This is a genomic window from Rudanella paleaurantiibacter (assembly GCF_009184635.1).
GTDB lineage: Bacteria > Bacteroidota > Bacteroidia > Cytophagales > Spirosomataceae > Rudanella > Rudanella paleaurantiibacter.
In genome coordinates this window covers 911,293-929,832 of record NZ_WELI01000002.1, presented here as the reverse complement: position 1 = coordinate 929,832, position 18,540 = coordinate 911,293, and the positions used below count along the sequence as shown (strand labels likewise).

14 protein-coding genes and 1 tRNA gene are annotated in these 18,540 nt (G+C 54.8%); 6 read left to right on the top strand and 9 right to left on the bottom strand.

Annotated features, from left to right (window positions below; all coding sequences use genetic code 11):
• Positions 1 to 46: 46 nt before the first annotated feature.
• Positions 47 to 1,108, bottom strand: a complete 1,062-nt coding sequence (locus tag F5984_RS08660) for a quinone-dependent dihydroorotate dehydrogenase (RefSeq protein ID WP_152123828.1) — start codon at positions 1,106 to 1,108, stop codon at positions 47 to 49.
• A gap of 97 nt (positions 1,109 to 1,205) precedes the next feature.
• Positions 1,206 to 2,093: a cysteine synthase CysM gene (gene cysM / locus F5984_RS08655; protein ID WP_152123827.1), complete on the bottom strand. Its 888-nt coding sequence runs from the start codon at positions 2,091 to 2,093 to the stop codon at positions 1,206 to 1,208.
• 214 nt (positions 2,094 to 2,307) lie between these two features.
• Between cysM and F5984_RS08650 the strand changes: the two genes are divergently transcribed.
• Positions 2,308 to 2,745 (top strand): LytR/AlgR family response regulator transcription factor, encoded by a 438-nt coding sequence (locus F5984_RS08650; protein WP_246168873.1) that lies wholly within the window; start codon positions 2,308 to 2,310, stop codon positions 2,743 to 2,745.
• A gap of 131 nt (positions 2,746 to 2,876) precedes the next feature.
• On the opposite strand, the gene F5984_RS08645 is transcribed toward F5984_RS08650, so the two are convergent.
• The 7 genes from F5984_RS08645 to msrB all read right to left on the bottom strand — a co-directional run bounded on the left by F5984_RS08645 (position 2,877) and on the right by msrB (position 12,748).
• On the bottom strand, positions 2,877 to 4,583 hold the full coding sequence (locus tag F5984_RS08645) for an AMP-binding protein (protein WP_152123826.1): 1,707 nt from the start codon (positions 4,581 to 4,583) through the stop codon (positions 2,877 to 2,879).
• A gap of 135 nt (positions 4,584 to 4,718) precedes the next feature.
• Positions 4,719 to 4,793: transfer RNA gene (locus F5984_RS08640), tRNA-Arg, on the bottom strand.
• A 152-nt stretch (positions 4,794 to 4,945) separates the two neighbouring features.
• On the bottom strand, positions 4,946 to 5,614 hold the full coding sequence (locus F5984_RS08635) for an NUDIX hydrolase (RefSeq protein WP_152123825.1): 669 nt from the start codon (positions 5,612 to 5,614) through the stop codon (positions 4,946 to 4,948).
• A gap of 205 nt (positions 5,615 to 5,819) precedes the next feature.
• Positions 5,820 to 8,069: a S9 family peptidase gene (locus tag F5984_RS08630; protein ID WP_152123824.1), complete on the bottom strand. Its 2,250-nt coding sequence runs from the start codon at positions 8,067 to 8,069 to the stop codon at positions 5,820 to 5,822.
• Positions 8,070 to 8,173: 104 nt separating this feature from the next.
• Positions 8,174 to 9,460, bottom strand: coding sequence for a D-alanyl-D-alanine carboxypeptidase/D-alanyl-D-alanine-endopeptidase (locus F5984_RS08625; protein WP_152123823.1), 1,287 nt, complete (start codon positions 9,458 to 9,460; stop codon positions 8,174 to 8,176).
• A gap of 92 nt (positions 9,461 to 9,552) precedes the next feature.
• Entirely contained in the window at positions 9,553 to 12,252 is a 2,700-nt protein-coding gene (locus F5984_RS08620) for a T9SS type A sorting domain-containing protein (protein WP_152123822.1), read from the bottom strand.
• 100 nt (positions 12,253 to 12,352) lie between these two features.
• Positions 12,353 to 12,748, bottom strand: a complete 396-nt coding sequence (gene msrB, locus F5984_RS08615; protein ID WP_152123821.1) for a peptide-methionine (R)-S-oxide reductase MsrB — start codon at positions 12,746 to 12,748, stop codon at positions 12,353 to 12,355.
• A gap of 137 nt (positions 12,749 to 12,885) precedes the next feature.
• On the opposite strand from msrB, the gene F5984_RS08610 reads away from it, so the two are divergent.
• From F5984_RS08610 to F5984_RS08590, 5 genes are all read left to right on the top strand, one after another.
• The gene (locus tag F5984_RS08610) at positions 12,886 to 14,799 is read left to right on the top strand and encodes a RecQ family ATP-dependent DNA helicase (RefSeq protein ID WP_152123820.1); all 1,914 of its coding nucleotides are present in this window, start codon (positions 12,886 to 12,888) and stop codon (positions 14,797 to 14,799) included.
• A gap of 115 nt (positions 14,800 to 14,914) precedes the next feature.
• Complete coding sequence (locus F5984_RS08605; RefSeq protein WP_152123819.1) at positions 14,915 to 15,739, top strand: hypothetical protein; 825 nt, start codon at positions 14,915 to 14,917, stop codon at positions 15,737 to 15,739.
• A gap of 73 nt (positions 15,740 to 15,812) precedes the next feature.
• Complete coding sequence (locus F5984_RS08600; protein WP_394367393.1) at positions 15,813 to 16,799, top strand: polyprenyl synthetase family protein; 987 nt, start codon at positions 15,813 to 15,815, stop codon at positions 16,797 to 16,799.
• 120 nt (positions 16,800 to 16,919) lie between these two features.
• Positions 16,920 to 17,543: a rhomboid family intramembrane serine protease gene (locus tag F5984_RS08595; protein WP_152123818.1), complete on the top strand. Its 624-nt coding sequence runs from the start codon at positions 16,920 to 16,922 to the stop codon at positions 17,541 to 17,543.
• Positions 17,544 to 17,549: 6 nt separating this feature from the next.
• Positions 17,550 to 18,452, top strand: a complete 903-nt coding sequence (locus tag F5984_RS08590; RefSeq protein ID WP_152123816.1) for a LytR/AlgR family response regulator transcription factor — start codon at positions 17,550 to 17,552, stop codon at positions 18,450 to 18,452.
• Positions 18,453 to 18,540: the final 88 nt, after the last annotated feature.

Genomic DNA, 18,540 nt, shown 5'->3' with positions numbered 1-18,540 from the left:
GGCTAACGCAAAAAATCCCGAATGATTGCCGCAAATCGCTTCATGGTCAGCCCCGAAACGATTCATCGCGGAGTAATCCCTCGCAAATTCGTTTGGCCATTCCCGGCCCTTCGTAAATGAATCCGGTGTATACCTGTACGAGCGTAGCACCTGCCCGCAATTTTTCGAGGGCGTCCTGAGCGGTAAAAATGCCGCCCACCCCAATTATCGGGAAAGCCCCGCCCGATTTCTGATGCAGATAGCGGATTACCTCGGTGGCGCGTTCGCGTACGGGCCGCCCACTTACCCCGCCAGCTCCCATCTCGGCAACCGTGTTGGCAGGCGTACGTAGCCCCTCGCGGCTAATAGTAGTATTAGTGGCAATAACCCCGGCGATCTGGGTTTCGGTTACGATAGCCACAATATCGTCGAGCTGAGAGTCTGTAAGGTCCGGGGCAATTTTGAGCAGAATAGGTTTCGGGGTTACGCTGCTGCGGGTAGCTATGGTCTCGTTTTCCTGCTGTAGGGCCTGAAGCAGGCGAGTCAGCGGTTCACGCTCCTGCAAGTCACGCAGGCCGGGCGTATTGGGCGAACTCACGTTGACTACGAAATAATCGACCACGTCGAATAGCTCACGGAAACTGATGAGATAATCGTCCAGGGCGCTCTCGTTCGGGGTATCCTTGTTTTTGCCAATGTTACCACCCACAATGAGGCCCGCCGGCCGGTTGCGGAGCCGACCCGCTGCCGGTCCTGCTCCCTTGTTGTTAAAACCCATCCGGTTTATGAGCCCACCATCGGCTTTGAGCCGAAAGAGCCGGGGCTGTGGGTTGCCCGGTTGCGGGCGGGGCGTAACCGTTCCGATTTCGATAAAGCCGAAGCCAAGGGCGTTCAGCTCGGGTACCAGTTCGGCGTTTTTGTCGAAACCGGCTGCCATACCCACCGGATTCGGAAAATCGATACCAAACACGGTGCGCCGTAAACGCGGGTCATTCACCGTGTACAGCGAGCGGGCCAAACCGCGCATACCCGGTATGGACAGAATGAGTTTGAGGGCAGAGGTGGCAAAATGATGAACAGCCTCGGCATCGAAGCGAAACAGAAGGGGCAGAACCAAACGCTTGTACATGCCGCAAAGGTACGGGCTAAATGCCAGACCGTAGAAACAGCAGAGAGGCTAAGCCGGGTAAATTGCACAACAGTGTGCACACAACCGGTGTTACGGCCTACCCGAACAAACCCGACGATAGGTAGCGGTCGCCCCGGTCGCAAATGATGCACACAACCGTGCCATGGTCCAGTTCCTCCAGGAGCTGCAAGGCGGCCCAAACGGCTCCTCCGCTGCTCATACCTGCAAAAACGCCTTCTTCCTGCGCCAACCGACGGGTGGTAGCTACGGCGTCGGCCTCGGAGACTTCAATGATTCGATCGACGCGCTGCGGTTCGAAAATCTGCGGCAGGTACTCAACCGGCCATTTCCGAATCCCCGGAATCGACGAGCCATCGGTCGGTTGGCAACCCACAATCTGAATAGCCGGGTTTTGTTCTTTGAGATAGCGTGAAGTACCCATGATGGTACCCGTCGTGCCCATTGATGATACAAAGTGGGTCACCTCCCCGTTGGTATCGCGCCAGATTTCGGGTCCGGTAGTGCGGTAGTGTGCCAGATAATTGTCGGGGTTGGCAAACTGATTGAGCATCAGAAAACCACCTTTCTGTACCTGCTCTTCGGCGTAGTCGCGGGCACTCTCGATGGTTTCGGTCAGGGTTACGGTGGCCCCAAAGGCTTCCATCGTCAGCACGCGCTCACGGGTCGAGTTTTTGGGCATGGCCAGTTCGATCTCGACGTCAAACAGCCGGGCAATCATGGCCAGAGCAATGCCCGTATTACCGCTTGTGGCCTCAATGAGTCGGGTTCCCGGTTTCAGTTCGCCCCGGTCAATGGCTCCCTTGATCATGCTGTAGGCTGCCCGGTCTTTAACGCTGCCGCCGGGGTTATGCCCTTCCAGTTTGCCCAGTAACCGAACGTGGCGGTGTGGGCGGGCGGGCGTGGCGGTTAAGCGGTTGAGTTCGACAAGAGGAGTGTTACCGACAAGATCAAGTAGAGAGGCCATGTGTATCAAGTTGAACTTTTTTATCAAAGGTTGTGGAAGGTCAATTAGTTCTCAAAACCCGTGAAACCATTGTCTACAGTGGGGATAAACCCGATTTGACTACGTATTTCTACGTGAAATAAAGCCACGTGTAGGTATATAGAACGAAAATTATGATATTTACCATGTCGCCGAAAAGTTACCTTGCCGGTCAAGACTATATCCATCTCATTTAATGAACTCCCAATTTACCACACTCCCGTTGGCATTCAACGAGCTGGAAGCCGTTGCACGTCAACTCCAAATGGCCGAACTTACCTTGCCATTTTGGGGCTATCGCAAGCCCATGCCCATCCATCGCATTGTTCGGTTAGAAGGCGAAGGAAATTACACGCACTTTTACTTCAACGATGGCACTAAACTCATCGTTTCGTTGACGCTCAAACGAATCGAAAGCCGTTTGCCTGCCAACGTATTTGCGCGCTCGCACAAGAAAAATCTCATTAATCTGCTGTATCTAAGGGAGATTCGGCCGAAGCGTCATCCGTACATGGTGGGTCTCTCAAACGGTGACTACGTGGAAGTCTCACGCCGGAAAGCGGCCCAATTTTACCAGCAGGTCGAGACGTTCCAGCAGGAAATGAACCTGTTACGGAATATAGCGGTGGCCTAAACCAATGTGGCTTGCTGATTCGGAGACATCGGCGTTTATACAACGTCGTCGGTATCCGAATCAGCAAGCCACATGTTTAAGGAGCCCGGTTATGAACCCTTCACCACCGGGCTTATCATTCAGCAAAGAGCTTATTTCTTCAACTTCGCCAGTTCCTCTTCTCGCAGGGGCCGACGCAGAATTTTACCCACATTCGACTTGGGCAGTTCGGTTCGGAACTCAATCTGCTTGGGCACTTTGTAAGCGGTAAGGTTCTCGCGGCAATAGCTGATGATCGAGTTTTCGGTCAGGGCTTCGTCTTTTTTAACGACGAAAATCTTAACCGTCTCGCCCGATTTTTCGTTGGGAACTCCCACACAGGCTACCTCCAGCACACCGGGGCATTGGCTGACCACTTCTTCAATCTCGTTGGGGTACACGTTGAAGCCCGACACCAGAATCATATCTTTCTTCCGGTCCACGATTTTGAAATACCCATCGGCACTCATTACACCAATGTCGCCGGTCTTGAACCAGCCATCCTCCAGTACTTTGGCCGATTCGTCGGGCCGGTTGTAGTAGCCCCCGAAAACCTGCGGGCCTTTTGCCCATATTTCGCCGGGTTCGCCCAGAGCAGCCTCAGTGCCGTCTTCTTTCACACACTTCATGTATGTACTTGGCCAGGGGATGCCGATAGTGCCTACCCGGTTTCCTTCTTCCGTAACCGTATTGGAGCATAGCACCGGCGAGGTTTCCGACAGACCGTACCCTTCGGCGGGTTTGTTGCCGGTCAGTTTCTGCCAGCGGTCGGCTACCGACGTTTGCAGGGCCATCCCTCCGGCCGACGTGATGCGCAGTTCGCTAAAGTCGACTTCGTTGATGCGGGGGTGATTCAACAGACCATTGTAGAGCGTGTTGAGGCCTGTAAACGCCGTAATCTTGTATTTCTTCAGGTCGTCGATAAAGGCGTTGAGGTCGCGTGGGTTCGTGATAAGCAGGTTCATGGAGCCACTTTTCAACGAAGCCAGCGCGTTTGTCGTTAACGCATACACGTGATACAGTGGCAGGGCAGCCACAATGATGCCCTTACCGTCGGGAACACCGGCGGGCTTCATCCACTCGTCCTGACAAATCACGTTAGAAATGATGTTTCGGTGCGTCAGGGCGGCTCCTTTCGATACCCCCGTGGTTCCGCCCGTGTACTGCACAAAAGCCAGGTCTGTATTCTTAATTGCAACCGGCTTGAGTGGCTGACGGCTGCCGCGGCTCAGGGCGTCGCCAAACGAAATAGCACCCGGCAGGTTGTAAGCCGGTACCATCTTCTTGACGTATTTGACAACAGCATTGACAATGAGCTTTTTGGGGAAGCCAAGCAGGTCACCTATTTGGGTAACAATAACGTGTTCAATAGCTGTTTGCGACAGGATCTTCTCCAGGTTAGTGGCGAAGTTGGCCAGAATCACGATGGCTTTGGCCCCTGAGTCGTTGAACTGATGCTGCATTTCGCGGGGGGTGTACAGCGGGTTGGTATTGACAACCGTGAGTCCCGCCCGCAGTGCGCCAAACATGGCAATAGGGTATTGCAGCAAGTTGGGCATCTGAATGGCAATGCGGTCGCCTTTTTGCAGTTTCAGGTCGTTCTGAAGGAACGAAGCAAACTGCTGCGAGAGCGTATCCAACTCACTGAACGTGATTTGTTTGCCCATGCAGGCATAAGCAGGTGCTGAACTAAACTTCTTTACTCCTTCCTCAATTAAAGCGGCAATTGATGTGTATGAGTCTGGATTAATATCGTGAGGTACACCCGGTGGATAATGGGCTAACCAGGGCCGGGTTTGGGTGGGTGTTTGTGATTCCATGTAACGATTGGTTGTACGTTTTAAAGCAAAAATAAGAAATAAGCAACAAGTACCCCTATAAAGCCCTCACGAAACCGATTTGTTTGGGGCAAAGAAAAAGCCCGGCAGAGCATGCGCTCTGTCGGGCTTTTGTGGTGGTGCTCCCGAAGGGATTCGAACCCCTATCGATGGTACCGGAAACCATAATTCTATCCATTGAACTACGGGAGCCTATCCGAACAGCTTTATGGGCTGTTTCGGGATGCAAAAATAATGAATAATGAATACTGAGCAATGGTTAAACGCATTTCTGTGTGCAAAATCTTCTCGAAATGGGGTAGCCAGACGAGCTAAGTAACGCAGCCTAGAGATAGTCGGCTCATTTAGAGCAACTTCATCGTTTCGAAATCACCAACGTGTTTGAGGTACAGAAAATGAATGAGCAACCCGTTTACGTTATTGATCAACTGATGCGCTTCGGGGAGGGTAGTTACTACGGTTGTGATGCGTTCAAACTCCGAATCGTTGGTCATGCGCTGATGGTGAAACCCCATGATTTGCTCGCGCGACATGCGTTTTTCGACGAAAAAGTAATGCATGGCTTCGTCGCTTGTGCCGGTACTTGGGTACCAAAGACGCGGATTCAGCTTGGTTAGCTCGTTCGGGGCGATGCTCAGACCAATCTCCTCCCCTACTTCGCGGGCGGCCACATCGGTTGGGTTATCGTCGGCATCGACCATGCCGGCCGGGTGTTCGTACGTCTGCGAACCATCCGAGATACGCCGTTGCCGTACCAGCACTACAAATTTTTCTTCGGTCTGCTCGTCAATCAGGCACACCAGCACCGAGGCCGCGTGGCCTTTCAGAAAACAGACCGGTGGAATCTTGTCGCCCTCGGGGGTATCGGCATCCAGTTCGAGCATGGCAAACAACACTTCGCCATTATGCCGCCGACGGATGAAGTGGTCTTTAACACCGTTGACCGTAAGCCCGTTGGCAATTAGTTGACTTTTCCAGAACCGAAACTTGGGGGCATCTTCCAGTTTTTCCATGATTTGGGCTTTTAATATGTTGGCTGAATTGAATGTATATTGAGTAATGTAAAATGTATAGTGAAGGTGCTGATTATCAGAAAGTAAATCAGTTGTTCAGTTTACGGGATACATTCACGTTCAGGCAATCAGTAAACAATGAAGCACGAAGAACACACAAAATCGGGAATCCTGCGTGGCCTTCGTGCTTTCTAGTGAACAGAACTTATTTTACAGTGCCAGTGGGCTCGCCAACGTAGCGTTCAAAAAACTCATAAATCCGCAGAATCCGGTCGATACGCTGCCGCACATTACCCGACCGGCTCAGCTCGTGTGTGCCGCCGGGCATCCGTACATACTCAACCGGCCGACCCAGCACCTTGAGGCTCTTCATCATCATCTCGCTCTGAATAACGCCTGTTCGGAGATCATTTTCGCCATGTTTGATGAGCAGCGGGGTACGAATATTCTCGACAAACGAATACGGTGAGTTGGCGTCAAGTATTTTCTGGGTTTCGGGTTGCCAGGGGTAGCCACCGAAGTAATTGGGTACCAGCCGCCAGGCGTTGCCCTCGCCCATAAACGTGGTAAGGTCGTACACACCCCGTTGGGCAAAGGCCGCTTTGAACCGGTTGTCATGAGCCACAATCCAGGCCGTCAGGTAGCCCGCGTACGAGCCGCCGGTAATTACCTGCCGCTCCGTATCGACCCAGGGCTCTTTGGCGGCAGCGGTGGCTGCGGCCAGTACGTCCTCAGCCGGGCCAGTGCCCCAGTCTTTCACATTACCCCGCAAAAAGGCCTCACCATATCCGCCCGACCCGCGTGGGTTGGCGTACACAACCCCGTAGCCCTGCGCACACATGTACTGAAACTCGTGCCACATCGATCCTTCGCCCGGCCCCCACATGGCCGAGGGGCCGCCGTGCATGTTTAGCAGGAGTGGGTACTTTTTGGTGTCGCCGGTTGAGCCACTCGCGATGGCGGTAGGCTTCATAATCCAGTAGTCGACGGCCTGCCCTTTTGAGTTGGTGTATACCCGCTTTTCGGGGAAACTGAGCGCCTTTTGCTCCACCCAGGCGTTGTGACCTGTCAGAACAACCGGGTTTTTAGCATCGGCATCAGCCATTACCAGCTCCGAGGGGTTGGCTACCTCGGTCAGAGCCATCACCACCCGGCCCGGCGCGGCATCGAAACTGCTTACCCCTTTCTCAAATGGGGTGAGTTGCGTAATCTCTTTGGTGGTGGGGTTGAGCCGATACAACGGAAAACCACCGTTCGACGGAGCTGTAAAATACAGGGCCGTTGCCGTTGTGGTAGCCCGGCGACCCCGTGTTACTACGGGAAGAGTTGCCCAGCTAAAGTTACCCGCCGAGCGGTCGAACGGAATCAGCTGAGTACCCGACACCGTTGTGCCGTTGAGCGTGGCAAGGCCCATCTGCCCCACGTTGACCCCCTCGGTGGGGCTGCTTAAAAAAGCCATCTGTGTGCCATCGGGCGAGAGTTCGGGCGAAAAATAGCTGCGTCCCTCCTGCCCCATCAACACCGTGGGCCGACTTTTGCCGTCGGCAGCAATTACCACAATGGCGTTGGCCTGCTCGCGGTCGGGATGCTTGAGGGTGTCGCGCTTCGTAACGGCCACAATCTGCTGCCCATTGGGAAACCAACCCGCTGAGTTGAACGAATAAAAGCCACGGGTAATAGGCCGGGCCGGTGTCCGTTCGGCCGGGGCACCTTCGCGTACATCCACAAGGTACAGGTGTGTAAAGCTCATGTCGGGCTCGGTGGTTGCCTCCCCCTGAAAGTTGAGCCGCGTAATTACCTTGGCTTTTTTGTCGTCGACATCTTTTTGCAGATACGCCCGAATTTCAGCCAGCGAACCATCGGGGTTTGCCTTAATGGTTTTGTTGGGCTTCACAAAGTCGTTGTTGGCAAAGCCGGGCTTCTCCAGCGACCACGACGGGGTGCGCAGGCCGGGGTTGAGTAGGGTATCGTTGAGCATTTCGGCAAATGATACCCCGGCTTCAAACAGAATTTGCTTGCCATTGGGCGACCAGCTTGGGTTGTTGGCACCGTACTTACTATCGGTGAGCTGATAGGCTTCACCGCCGTCGAGGGGCATCACAAACACCTGCGATTTACCCTTCACCGTCCGTACAAAGGCCAGTCGGCTACCATCGGGCGACCAACTCGGCTGCCGGGCGCTTTCGGTGCCGCGCGTGAGCGCTTTGGCATCGCCTGCTTTCAAGTTTGTCAGGTAAATGTGGGTTCGGTACTCGTAATCACCCGTGCGGGCATCGGCTGCCTGCTCGGCGGTTGGCTCGATAGTAGTGAGTGTGTAAATCGCCCGGTTGCCGTCGGGCGAAAGCGTAATGCCACCAACCTGTTTGATACGGGTCAGGTCGGTAGCGACAATTTTCTGCTTCTGGGCAAAAACAACCGCAGGAAACAAAAGCAAGAAGAGAAATCTAAAGCGCATAGCGATGAAGGGAGTTTGGTAAAGACGTCATCTTGTTTGGCAAGCCGACATCTTTGGGAAACAAGAAAAGACGACACCTCTCGAAACCAGATGTCATCCGGGGTTTAAAATTTACGATGAATTTGCTCAAGAAACCGGGCTGTCCGTTGCCGCATTTCCGACACTGACCCTGTGAAGTTGTTGTGCATCATGCTGAACAAAAGTACCCGGCCTTTTCGGGTGACAAGATAGCCGCTAAGGTTGTAAACCCCACTCATAGAGCCCGATTTGGCGAAGATGAACGGCTTATCGGTTTTGTAAAGACCTCGTAATGTACCCGACTGACCGGCTGCGGGCAGCAAGGCAAACAAACGCGCCTGGGGAACGGTGGCCTGAAGCTGCCGGAGCAACCCAATGAGACTATTGGGGCTAAACAGATTGTAGCGCGAGAGCCCCGACCCATCGACCCAACGAATGTCGCTGCGTTTGCCAAAAGCGACTGAGTCGGTCAGGGCGATAATCCGGCGGGGGGTGAGCAGGGTGTCGCCCAGTTGGGCTGAGGCCATGAGTAAAATTTGTTCAGCCAGGGTATTATCGCTGATTTGCAACATCCGTTTGTACAACGAATCGGTCGGGGTACTGCCGCTCAACAGCAGAGCTGATCGGGGCTGGGCTGTCTTGACCACCCCAACCGGCCGGTTTAGCTGTTGGCTCAGGAGCTGGGCCGCCAATTCGGGCGACCACCGAAAGGGTACGTCCTGACGAGATAGTTTACCAACCGGGGGCCGCACAAATTGGTTGCGGATTTCGTCGCGCCGGGCCCCGCGTAGTGGCGGTGTTGGCGGAGCCAGCACGGTGCTATCAGCAAACAAAGCGGGTTGAACCGTAAAGTCGGGCCGTCGGTCGGGAAAGCTGAACCGGGCAAAATTGCCGTATAGTGGCAGTGGAGCCAGTTCGCACGAATAATCATCGTTGTAGTCGTCCCAGGCCCAGCCCGCGCCAAACCGGGGTCCGGTGTAATTGGCCGCCGAAAAAAACAATCGCTCCGGCCGACTTCTCAGAAACCGGATAGCCGCCGAGTCGGGCAGGTCGGGATGGAGGAGCAAGGGGTTGCCGGTTCCCCAGAAAATAAGCGAGTCGCCCCGAATCACGTACCGCAGGGCGGGTAGCGAATCGGGCAGGTGAAGTAGTCCAGCATAGAAACTCACCAGTTTGGTGTTCGAGGCCGGTACAAAGGGCTTGTCGGCATTGTGCGCTACGAGTGTTTTTTGCCCAGCGGGGTCATACAGAGCAAAGCCGGTAAAATGATCGGTAAACTGCCCGTTGGTGCGGAGGTCGCGGGTCAGTTGGCGGGTCGGCGAGCAACCGGTCAGGAGCAGACAAACCGACAGAAACAGAAAGACGAAGCGCATAAAAAAAGCCGTTGGCTGACGTTCTGCAAACGTACAGCCAACGGCCTGAAAAGACACCCTTTCGAGACAAAAGAAAGACCTTGCTACCCCATTTACCGGGTAATCATGATCTTTTTGGTTTCGGTAGTATCGCCAACTTTGAGTTGCAACAGGTAGAGACCCGTGGGCAACTGCGTCAGGTCGATGGGCTCATTGATGGTGGTGCCCCGCACGGGCAACGCGATTGTCCGCAGGGTTTGGCCCATCGGGCTGGTTACGGTAAGGCCGGCTTCGGTGGCTGCCCTGGCGAGTTTGGCCTCTACCCGAATAGAGCCGTTGCTCGATGGGTTGGGGTACACCGTAAACTGCACCGACCTGGTGGGTTCGGTAGCCAAAATGGGCGGTGGGGGCGGTACCTGAATCTGAAGGTTATCAATGGCCCAGCCCCAGCCATACGAAAGCTGATCGGCGTAGAGTCGGAACCGAATCAGGACCACATCATTTGGCCGGAACAGGCCCGTTTCGAGCATTCGGATTTCACGCTGCTTGAACAACGTGGGTGTACCCGGAGCGCTGGAGTTAATATCGGGGCTTACGCCACTCAGGCTATTATTCCAGGTCCGGTTCCAGTCGTTATTGTCGCGGGCGTCGTAACCTTCAATCATAGGTTGCCAGGTGCGCCCGCCATCTTTCGAGCCTTCTACAATCACATAGTCGAAAAAGCCCGGATCGCCGTAGCGAGTACCTGTCTCGCCGGGTTCAATCAGAGCAATTTCGCTGAACCGGATGGTGGCACTGTCAGGGTTTGCTTTGAGCCGAATGGGGGCCAGCAGTACGGCCGAGGTATTGTTTTCAAAATCGTAGGTATTACCGTTGCGGTACGGGTGTTCCGATTGCAGCATCGGGCTCTGGAAACCCGACGGCTGCCCAACCGTAAAGCCATTGGTGACAAAATCGGCGGCCGAGGCAACCGGGTCAGCAAATGAGGTGCTGTAACTGGTTCGGGCGGTTGCTTGCGGGGCTACTACAGCAATATCGTAGAAACCCTGTGCCGGAAATACCACCCGGTTTCGGGCGCGGGCGCTGTCGATAGCCACTACCCGGTACTGAATGCGGCTACCGGCTGTGAGCGAACCCGCCGGGAACCGAAGCCGGGCCATGTACACACTATCGACCAGCGCCTGACCATCGGTAAGCTCCCGAATTTGTTCGGTGTACCGCATGGGGGCTGGCGTCTGGTTTACCCCGTTAATCTGGTACTCGACATAAGCCGTATCGACGCCGGTAAGCCGATCATCGCGGATAATGGCGCTCACGTTCAGCGTGTCAGTACTCGTAAACACGTAGTAATTGTTGGTGCCGGCTACGGTAGTGGCCGTAGGCGATGTAAACAGGCCATTGGTGCGCAGACCCAGCTGGGCAATGGTTGGCGGTACATTATCGGGGCCGAGGGTAGCTCCGTAAATAAACTGCTGACCTGTTGACGACAGTTTGCCGGGGCTGGTGAATGTGCGGCCCGATGCATCCTGCACCTGAAAATAGTAGCCAATCCGACCCGTAGCCTGACTGGCCGGAATCGTGAAGCTGTACCGATTGGTTGTGCCTGGTATCAGGGTGGGCGTTACGGCTGAGTAGCTCGCTACGTTGGCGGTTGCGGCTCCGCGCCCAATAAAAAGCCGTACTGAGTTGGCAACCAGCGTAGTGTCGCTGAAAACATCGAAGGTTAGCGTACGATCTGTTACCTCTTCACTGTCGCGCAGGGGCGTTTCGTGAATAATGGAGGTGGTTTTCCACTCCATATCTTCAAACATAGCCAGGGTAAGCGGGCCGGGGTTGAAGTTGGCCACACCGTTGCTGGCTTCGGGCGTCATAAGCTCGTTGATGCTCCCGTCGGGGTAAGTGCGCTCGTCGAGGTGCGAGGTGCTCGAACCGGGCTGGAAGGTTGAGGGCGCGTACAGGCGGGCTTTCTGACCGGTTTTCTGTTGCAGAATGGGACCGTTGAAAAACAGGTTATCGCCCACAAACTGGTTGTACAGCGCGGCCGAGTTATCCGGGAAGATTGTCTCGTTAATTAGCTTTTGGCCCTGACCATTTTCCACGAATGCATCAAACACGAACGTGAAAATGCTGGCCGTGTTGTTGTTACCCACGCTGCGGCCGCTCACAAACCCAAGTCCGTGACCAATCTCGTGCAGCACCACCGTTACAAAGTCGAGCTGCGTAGGGCCGGGTTTGCCGTCGGTGCCCAGATACCAGTTAACCTGACTATTGAAACTGGCCCCAATATCAGGAGCGGTACCGTTCAATTCACGCCGGGCAATTTTCTCCGCCAGTGCAATGGGGTAAAATGCGTCGGTTTTCTGGGTGGGGCCGTACAGTCGGTAATAATCGCTTGGGCTGGCCTGCCCCAACGTCACGCGGTTGCGGCTGGGTGAACCCAGGTTGGTCCAGTTGGCCGTCATCCGAATCGGGATGGGTGATTTAATGACCGACTGCCAGATATCGACCGCCAACTGAAAGGCGGCCCGGGCATTGTCGGGGAAACCGTTGTAGGTTACAATAAATGTCGACGACTGGGGAGCTGCTGTGCGGGCGTTGCGGGCCTTCAGAAAAGCCTCGGGGGCGGGGAGTGAATAGAAATTGGTGTTATCTAATCGGGCGAAACAGGTGGTGCTGACTGGTTTGTCCAGGCGCGTCTGCATCGCAAATTGCTGATAAGCCGAACGGGGGGCTGTTTTTTGGCCCCAGGCCGAACTCATCACGAGCCACAGACCCAGAACGGTCAGCAGCCGGGCGGCAAACAGAAATCGCATGTGAAGATACCGTAAAGAGTGAAAGCAAATACAGACAGAGTGATTTGGTAAGGTAACGACAAAACCGGGTTTGTGGTATGCAGCAGGCCACCCGGTGGGGTCAGGAGCCCTTCAATACCAAAGATACCGAATTGAGGCAGTATCGCAAGCCGGTTGGTGGCGGGCCATCATCGAATACGTGACCCAGATGGGCATCGCACACATTACACAGCACCTCTACCCGATACATGCCGTAGCTGTAGTCCTTTTCGAACCGGATTCGGTCGGCTGCGAGGGGTTCGGTAAAGCTGGGCCAGCCCGTGCCTGAGTCAAACTTGTGCGTCGATTCGAAGAGCTCCGTGCCGCAGCACACGCAGGCGTAGGTGCCGGGGTCCTTGCTCTCGCAATAAGCGCCCGTAAACGGTCGTTCGGTACCTTTCTGGCGGGCTACCCGGTACTGTTCGGGCGTCAGCTGGGCGCGCCACTCTTCGTCGGACTTGATTACTTTCTCAATCATGTGTAAGACTCGTTAAGCACGCTCTCTGCCTGTACGTGGGCCAGCCGGTGAGCGTTGCGGTTATTGATAGAAAAACAATTCATGGGCTCAATTGTCTGCTTCTGGCGTAAATTTGTACCGTAAGAGGCTGCTACTGCATGACGCCACACGACATTTTACGGCAATATTGGGGTTACTCAGCCTTCCGGCCGTTGCAGGAAGACATCGTCAATACGGTGCTGGCCGGGCACGACACGCTGGTGCTTATGCCTACCGGCGGGGGAAAATCGCTTTGCTATCAGGTACCTACACTGGTCATGGAGGGTGTTTGCATCGTAGTAACGCCCCTTATTGCCCTCATGAAAGATCAGGTGGAGCAACTCAAACGCCGGAACATACCAGCCGCGGCTATTTTTTCGGGTATGCACTGGCGCGAGATCGACGCTACCCTCGACAACTGTATCTACGGCAATACCAAGTTTTTGTATGTTTCGCCGGAGCGTCTGCAAACCGAAATTGTGATTGAGCGCGCCCGGAAGATGAACATTTGTCTCATCGCCGTCGACGAAGCGCACTGCATTTCGGCCTGGGGCTACGATTTTCGGCCGCCTTACCTCAAAATTGCCGATTTCCGCGCCTTGTTGCCCAAGCCCGTGTCGCTCATTGCCCTCACGGCCTCGGCTACACCCGAAGTACAGGCCGATATTCAGGCCCGGCTGGCGATGCAAAACCCCCACGTGTTTCGGCAGACGTTTGCGCGGCCCAACCTCTCCTACTCGGCTCTGCCCGAAGCCGAAAAGGAATCGCGGCTGCTTCGAATATTGGGCAATGTGCCCGGCAGCGCGGTGGTGTACGTGCGTAGCCGCCGACAAACGCAGCAGGTGGCCGAATTTCTGTATCGGAACGGGGTGTCGGCCGATTTTTACCATGCTGGCCTTACTACCCAGCAACGCGACGCCAAACAGAGTGCCTGGATCAATAATCAGATTCGGGTGATTGTGGCAACCAATGCGTTTGGCATGGGTATCGACAAGCCCGATGTGCGGGTGGTGGTGCACCTCGACGTGCCCGATACGCCCGAAGCCTATTATCAGGAGGCCGGCCGGGCGGGGCGCGACGGTAAAAAAGCCTATGCTGTGCTCTTGTACACGCCCGCTGATCTAAGCACCGTAGAGGCCCGTACCGAGCAGCAGTACCCGTCGGTCGAGTTGATTCGGCGCACGTATCAGGCGCTGGCCAACTACACCGCTGTACCCACTGGGGCCGGTCAGTTTGCCAGTTACGACTTCGATATGCACACCTTCGTGACCACTTTTCAGCTGCCCCCGCAGGACACCCACTTTGCTTTGAAGCAACTGGAGCACGAAGGGTTCATTGGCCTGACTGAGAGTTATTTTCGGCCTTCGCGGCTGATGATGAGCGTAAACAATCGGGAGCTGTACGAATTTCAGCTACGGAATCCGCGTTATGAGCCCTTTATTAAGCTGGTGTTGCGGATGTACGGCGGTGAACTGTTTACCGATTTTATGACCATTTCGGAAACGGCCCTCGCCCGCGCGTTCCTGATCGACCAGAAAGAGATTGAGGCTATGTTGCAACAGCTCCACGAGCGCAACGTGCTGATCTACGAAAAACAGAAAGACAAGCCCCAACTGACGTTTCTGACGCCCCGGTTCGATACAAGCCGACTGCCGATTGATACTCAACTCCTCGACGAGCGCAAACAGCGGGCCATGACTAAGGTGCGGGCTATGGTGCGCTACGTGCAAAACGATACCCAGTGCCGAACCCGCCTGCTGCAAGCGTATTTTGGCGAAGAGCCGGGCGAAGCCTGCGGTATCTGCGACAATTGTGTGAAGAAAAAGCCCCGGCCCGAACCTACACAGGCCGTGCGGGAGCAGGTGTGGCAATACGTTCATCAGGCCGACGGGGCTGGGGTATCGCCCCGCCAGTTAGCCGACTATTTTGCCCAGACCAATGCCGATGTGCTGGCTCAGGCGGTGCAGCAAATGCTGGCCGAAGAGGTGTTGCAGTACAATGCCGGTGGCAACCTGACACTCAGAGCCGAGTAAACCTGACGTCAACGGGCAGAGGCCAAATAGGTGAGTGACCATTGGTGGGGTCGTTCGTTCTATAATAGGCTCGATCTGACTAATTTGCGCGTCCAACCGTTTCTGCTGACTTGTTTTGAAAAAATATCTCCTCCTTTTCCTCTTCCCGTTGGTAAGCCCGGCGGCTTTGGCTCAGTACCGTCCCTGGAAATATTGGCAAGATACACCCGGCGCCTGGTCGGTTGCGATACAGGCGGGCGCTACCCGGTATGCAGGCGATATGAGTGAGGAAAAAGACGTACTACGCCGACCCCGGCTTGGGGCTGAGGCTTCGGCTTCGGCGCTGTATCGGTTTGCCGATCGGCTGTCGGCACGGGCCGATGGTCGCCTTTATTTTTTGCAGGGACGCCAGGAGGGTACGCGGGTTTGGTACAACAACCTGTCGTTTGTGTGCCTGAATCCCGAAATCTCGGCGGGTATTCAGGCCGACCTCTTTCCACCCGACCCACGCGAACGCCCTTTCAACCCCTACCTATATGCGGGTCTAGGGCTTACGTATCTGAATACCATGACGGGCTATCTGGGTAAACTCGTTAGTTTGCCGCCCCTGCGTACCGAGGGCGTATCTTACAGCCGCATCCCCCCCGTACTGAAGCTTCAGATCGGGTATCCGGTACGTGTGTGGCTCCGCTACCGGCTGGCGCTGGAGTTTGGCTACACCGTTGTTTTTAGCGATTATCTCGACGACGTGAGCACGGTATATCCAGATTTTAGTGCGCTTGCGCCCATGGGGCAAGCCCTCTCCGACCGGCGGGTTTCAATTGGTTTGCCGCCCAATGAGCCTGGCAATCAGCGGGGTAATAGCATTAAGCGCGACGGGTATTTTTCGCTTTCGCTCCGGCTGACCCGCCTGATGAAAACCGAAGCCGACAGTCGTTACAAGCGGGTAATTGGCTGGTAGTACAGAGGTTCGGCTTCGCGGAATAACAGAGAAGAAGGCAGTTTTGTGTATTTTTGAGCCTTAACACCGTGTTATGCCGTCTCCGTCAATCAATCCAGCCGTTTTCTCAGAGGCACTTCTCAACCAACTCCAGAATACTCAGTACGGCGATCAGCCCGCCGAGTTATACGACCCCATTCGTTACATCATGAACCTGGGCGGTAAACGCCTGCGGCCCCTCATGACCCTGTTGGGCGCTTATCTGTTTACCGACGATTGGCAGAAAGCCGTAAAGCCCGCCCTGGCCGTGGAGGTATTTCACAACTTCACGCTCATGCACGACGACATCATGGATCAGGCTCCGTTGCGTCGGGGGCAGCCTACAGTGCACGAAAAGTGGAATAATAACATCGCCATTCTGTCGGGCGATGTCATGCTGGTGAACGCCTACGAGCTGTTGCTCGATGTGGAAACGCCCATCCTGAAACGGGTTATGAGCCGCTTTAACCGGACGGCCGCTGAGGTGTGCGAAGGGCAACAACTCGACATGAACTTTGAAACGCGCACCGACGTAACCGAGGCCGAGTACATTGAGATGATTAAGCTCAAAACGTCGGTACTGCTCGGTTTTGCTTTGGAGCTGGGTGGTCTGATTGCCCGTGCCGACGATGCCAGCGTGGAGCATCTGCGCGAGGGGGGCATCAATATCGGGATTGGGTTTCAATTGAAAGATGACCTCCTCGATGTGTATGGCGACCCGGCCAAATTTGGTAAGCAGGTAGGGGGCGACATTATTGCCAACAAGAAAACCTTTATGCTGATCGAAGCCCTCGAAAAAGCAGAGGGGGCGCTCAAAACCGAACTGCACAGCTGGCTGAACCGTACCCAGTTCGATAAGGCCGAGAAAGTAAAGGCTGTTACGGAAATTTACGATCAGCTGGGTATTCGGCAGATTGCCGAGGCCCGCATCAGTAGCTATTTCGCTCAGGGGTTTGCTAACTTCGAGCAGGTTTCGGCCGAGCCCGCCCGGAAGGAGTTACTGCTTCAGTTTGCCCATCAGTTGGTGGAGCGCGAGAGTTAAGGTTTTCCTGGTTCGTTTATTTGTTTGTTTGGTACGCTTTCGCCCCGTAGCGAACAGGGGAAACTAACCACTATAAACCGACAAATAAGCGAACCGTCTACACAAACGAACAAAAGCCCTGTGAGTATCACCCTACTAATCATTGTTGTTACGATTGCCATCAGCGTATGGGCCTGGAATAACCATGACCTGATGAACCGCTGGATCATGAACCCCTACCAGGTAGCCCGGCGCGGTCAGTACTATCGGTTGCTCACGTCTGGGTTTCTTCACGCCGACTGGGGACACCTGATTTTCAACATGCTCAGTTTCTATTTTTTCGGAAGCTACATTGAGCAGTTGTTTGCGTTCATGTTCGGTGCATCGTCGGCTATCTGGCTCATCGGGTTTTATCTGGTTGCCATTATCGTGTCTGACCTGCCCACGTTTTTCAAGCACCGGCACAACCCGGGGTATAACTCGTTGGGTGCTTCGGGCGGGGTGTCGGCCATTATTTTCGCGTCGATTCTATTCCGGCCCCTTACCCCGCTGTATCTGATGTTTATACCGATTCCGGTACCGGGCTTTATCTTCGGGATTTTCTATCTGGCCTATTCATTCTACGAATCGCGCCGGGGATACGGTAACGTGAACCACGATGCCCACATCTACGGAGCGCTGTTCGGTATTGTGTTTATGATTGCCACGTTTCCAGGCGTGTTGCCTTCGTTTTTCGAGCAGATCGCCAGTTGGCGGCTTTTCTAAACGCGTATGTGGTCCCTTCTGCGTCAGCCCTACACCGTACTTGAGCCCCCGGCGGTTCAGGTTCGTGTGGCCGGCCTGATCGGGCTGTTTGTGGGGCTATTTCTGGTAGTCTTCCAGCCATTCGGGTTGGCCGAGTGGCAAACCTCCGCGAAGTGGCTCAAGATTAGTGGCTTTGGCCTGGTTTCGTTTGTGCTTACGGCCGTTCACTTCACGCTTTGGCCTACGTTGTTCCCGCGTTTTTTTGCCGAGCAACACTGGACCGTTGGCCGGGCCATCGGCTTTGTGTTGCTGAATCTGTTACAGGTAACGTTCGGAAATTTTTTCTATCTGAACCTCTTCGCGAAATTACCTTTTACGTTGGATAACCTGATTTGGGGTGTTTTGGCGACGCTCGGAGTAGGTGTTTTTCCGGTTACGGGTGTTATTGTGGGTGGGTATATCCGTCGGTTACGAGCGTACCAGAACCTGGCGGCTCAATTACATCCGGTGGGTGTATTGCCCAAAGAGGAAACGTCCGCCCCTCAAACATCCCCGATCCAAACGATTGCCGAACAAGGTTTTGCGTCAGCAACCCTCATCGCCGAAAATGACAAGGATTCGCTGACCCTCTCCCCCATCGACCTGCTCCTGATCGAGTCGAGTGACAACTATTGCACGGTTTATTTTCTGAAAGACGGGCGGGTGCAAAAAGTTCTGCTCCGAAGTAGTCTGAGTCGGCTGGAAAGCCAGCTAAAGCCGTTTTCGAGGCTGGTGCGTTGCCATCGTTCGTATGTGGTCAATCTGGACCGCGTTGAGCGCGTCACGGGCAATGCGCAAGGCTACAAGCTGCACCTGTATGGGGGCGAATTGGAGGTGCCCGTAGCCCGGCGCTATAACGAGACGCTGGTGGCCGGGCTAAAGGGCGATTGACAAACGTCCCTGCTGGCTTTGTCAAATGCCCCTACGTTTGACAAATAGCCCAAAAACTGCCATTAGGCCCTATTTTCTGGCCCTATCG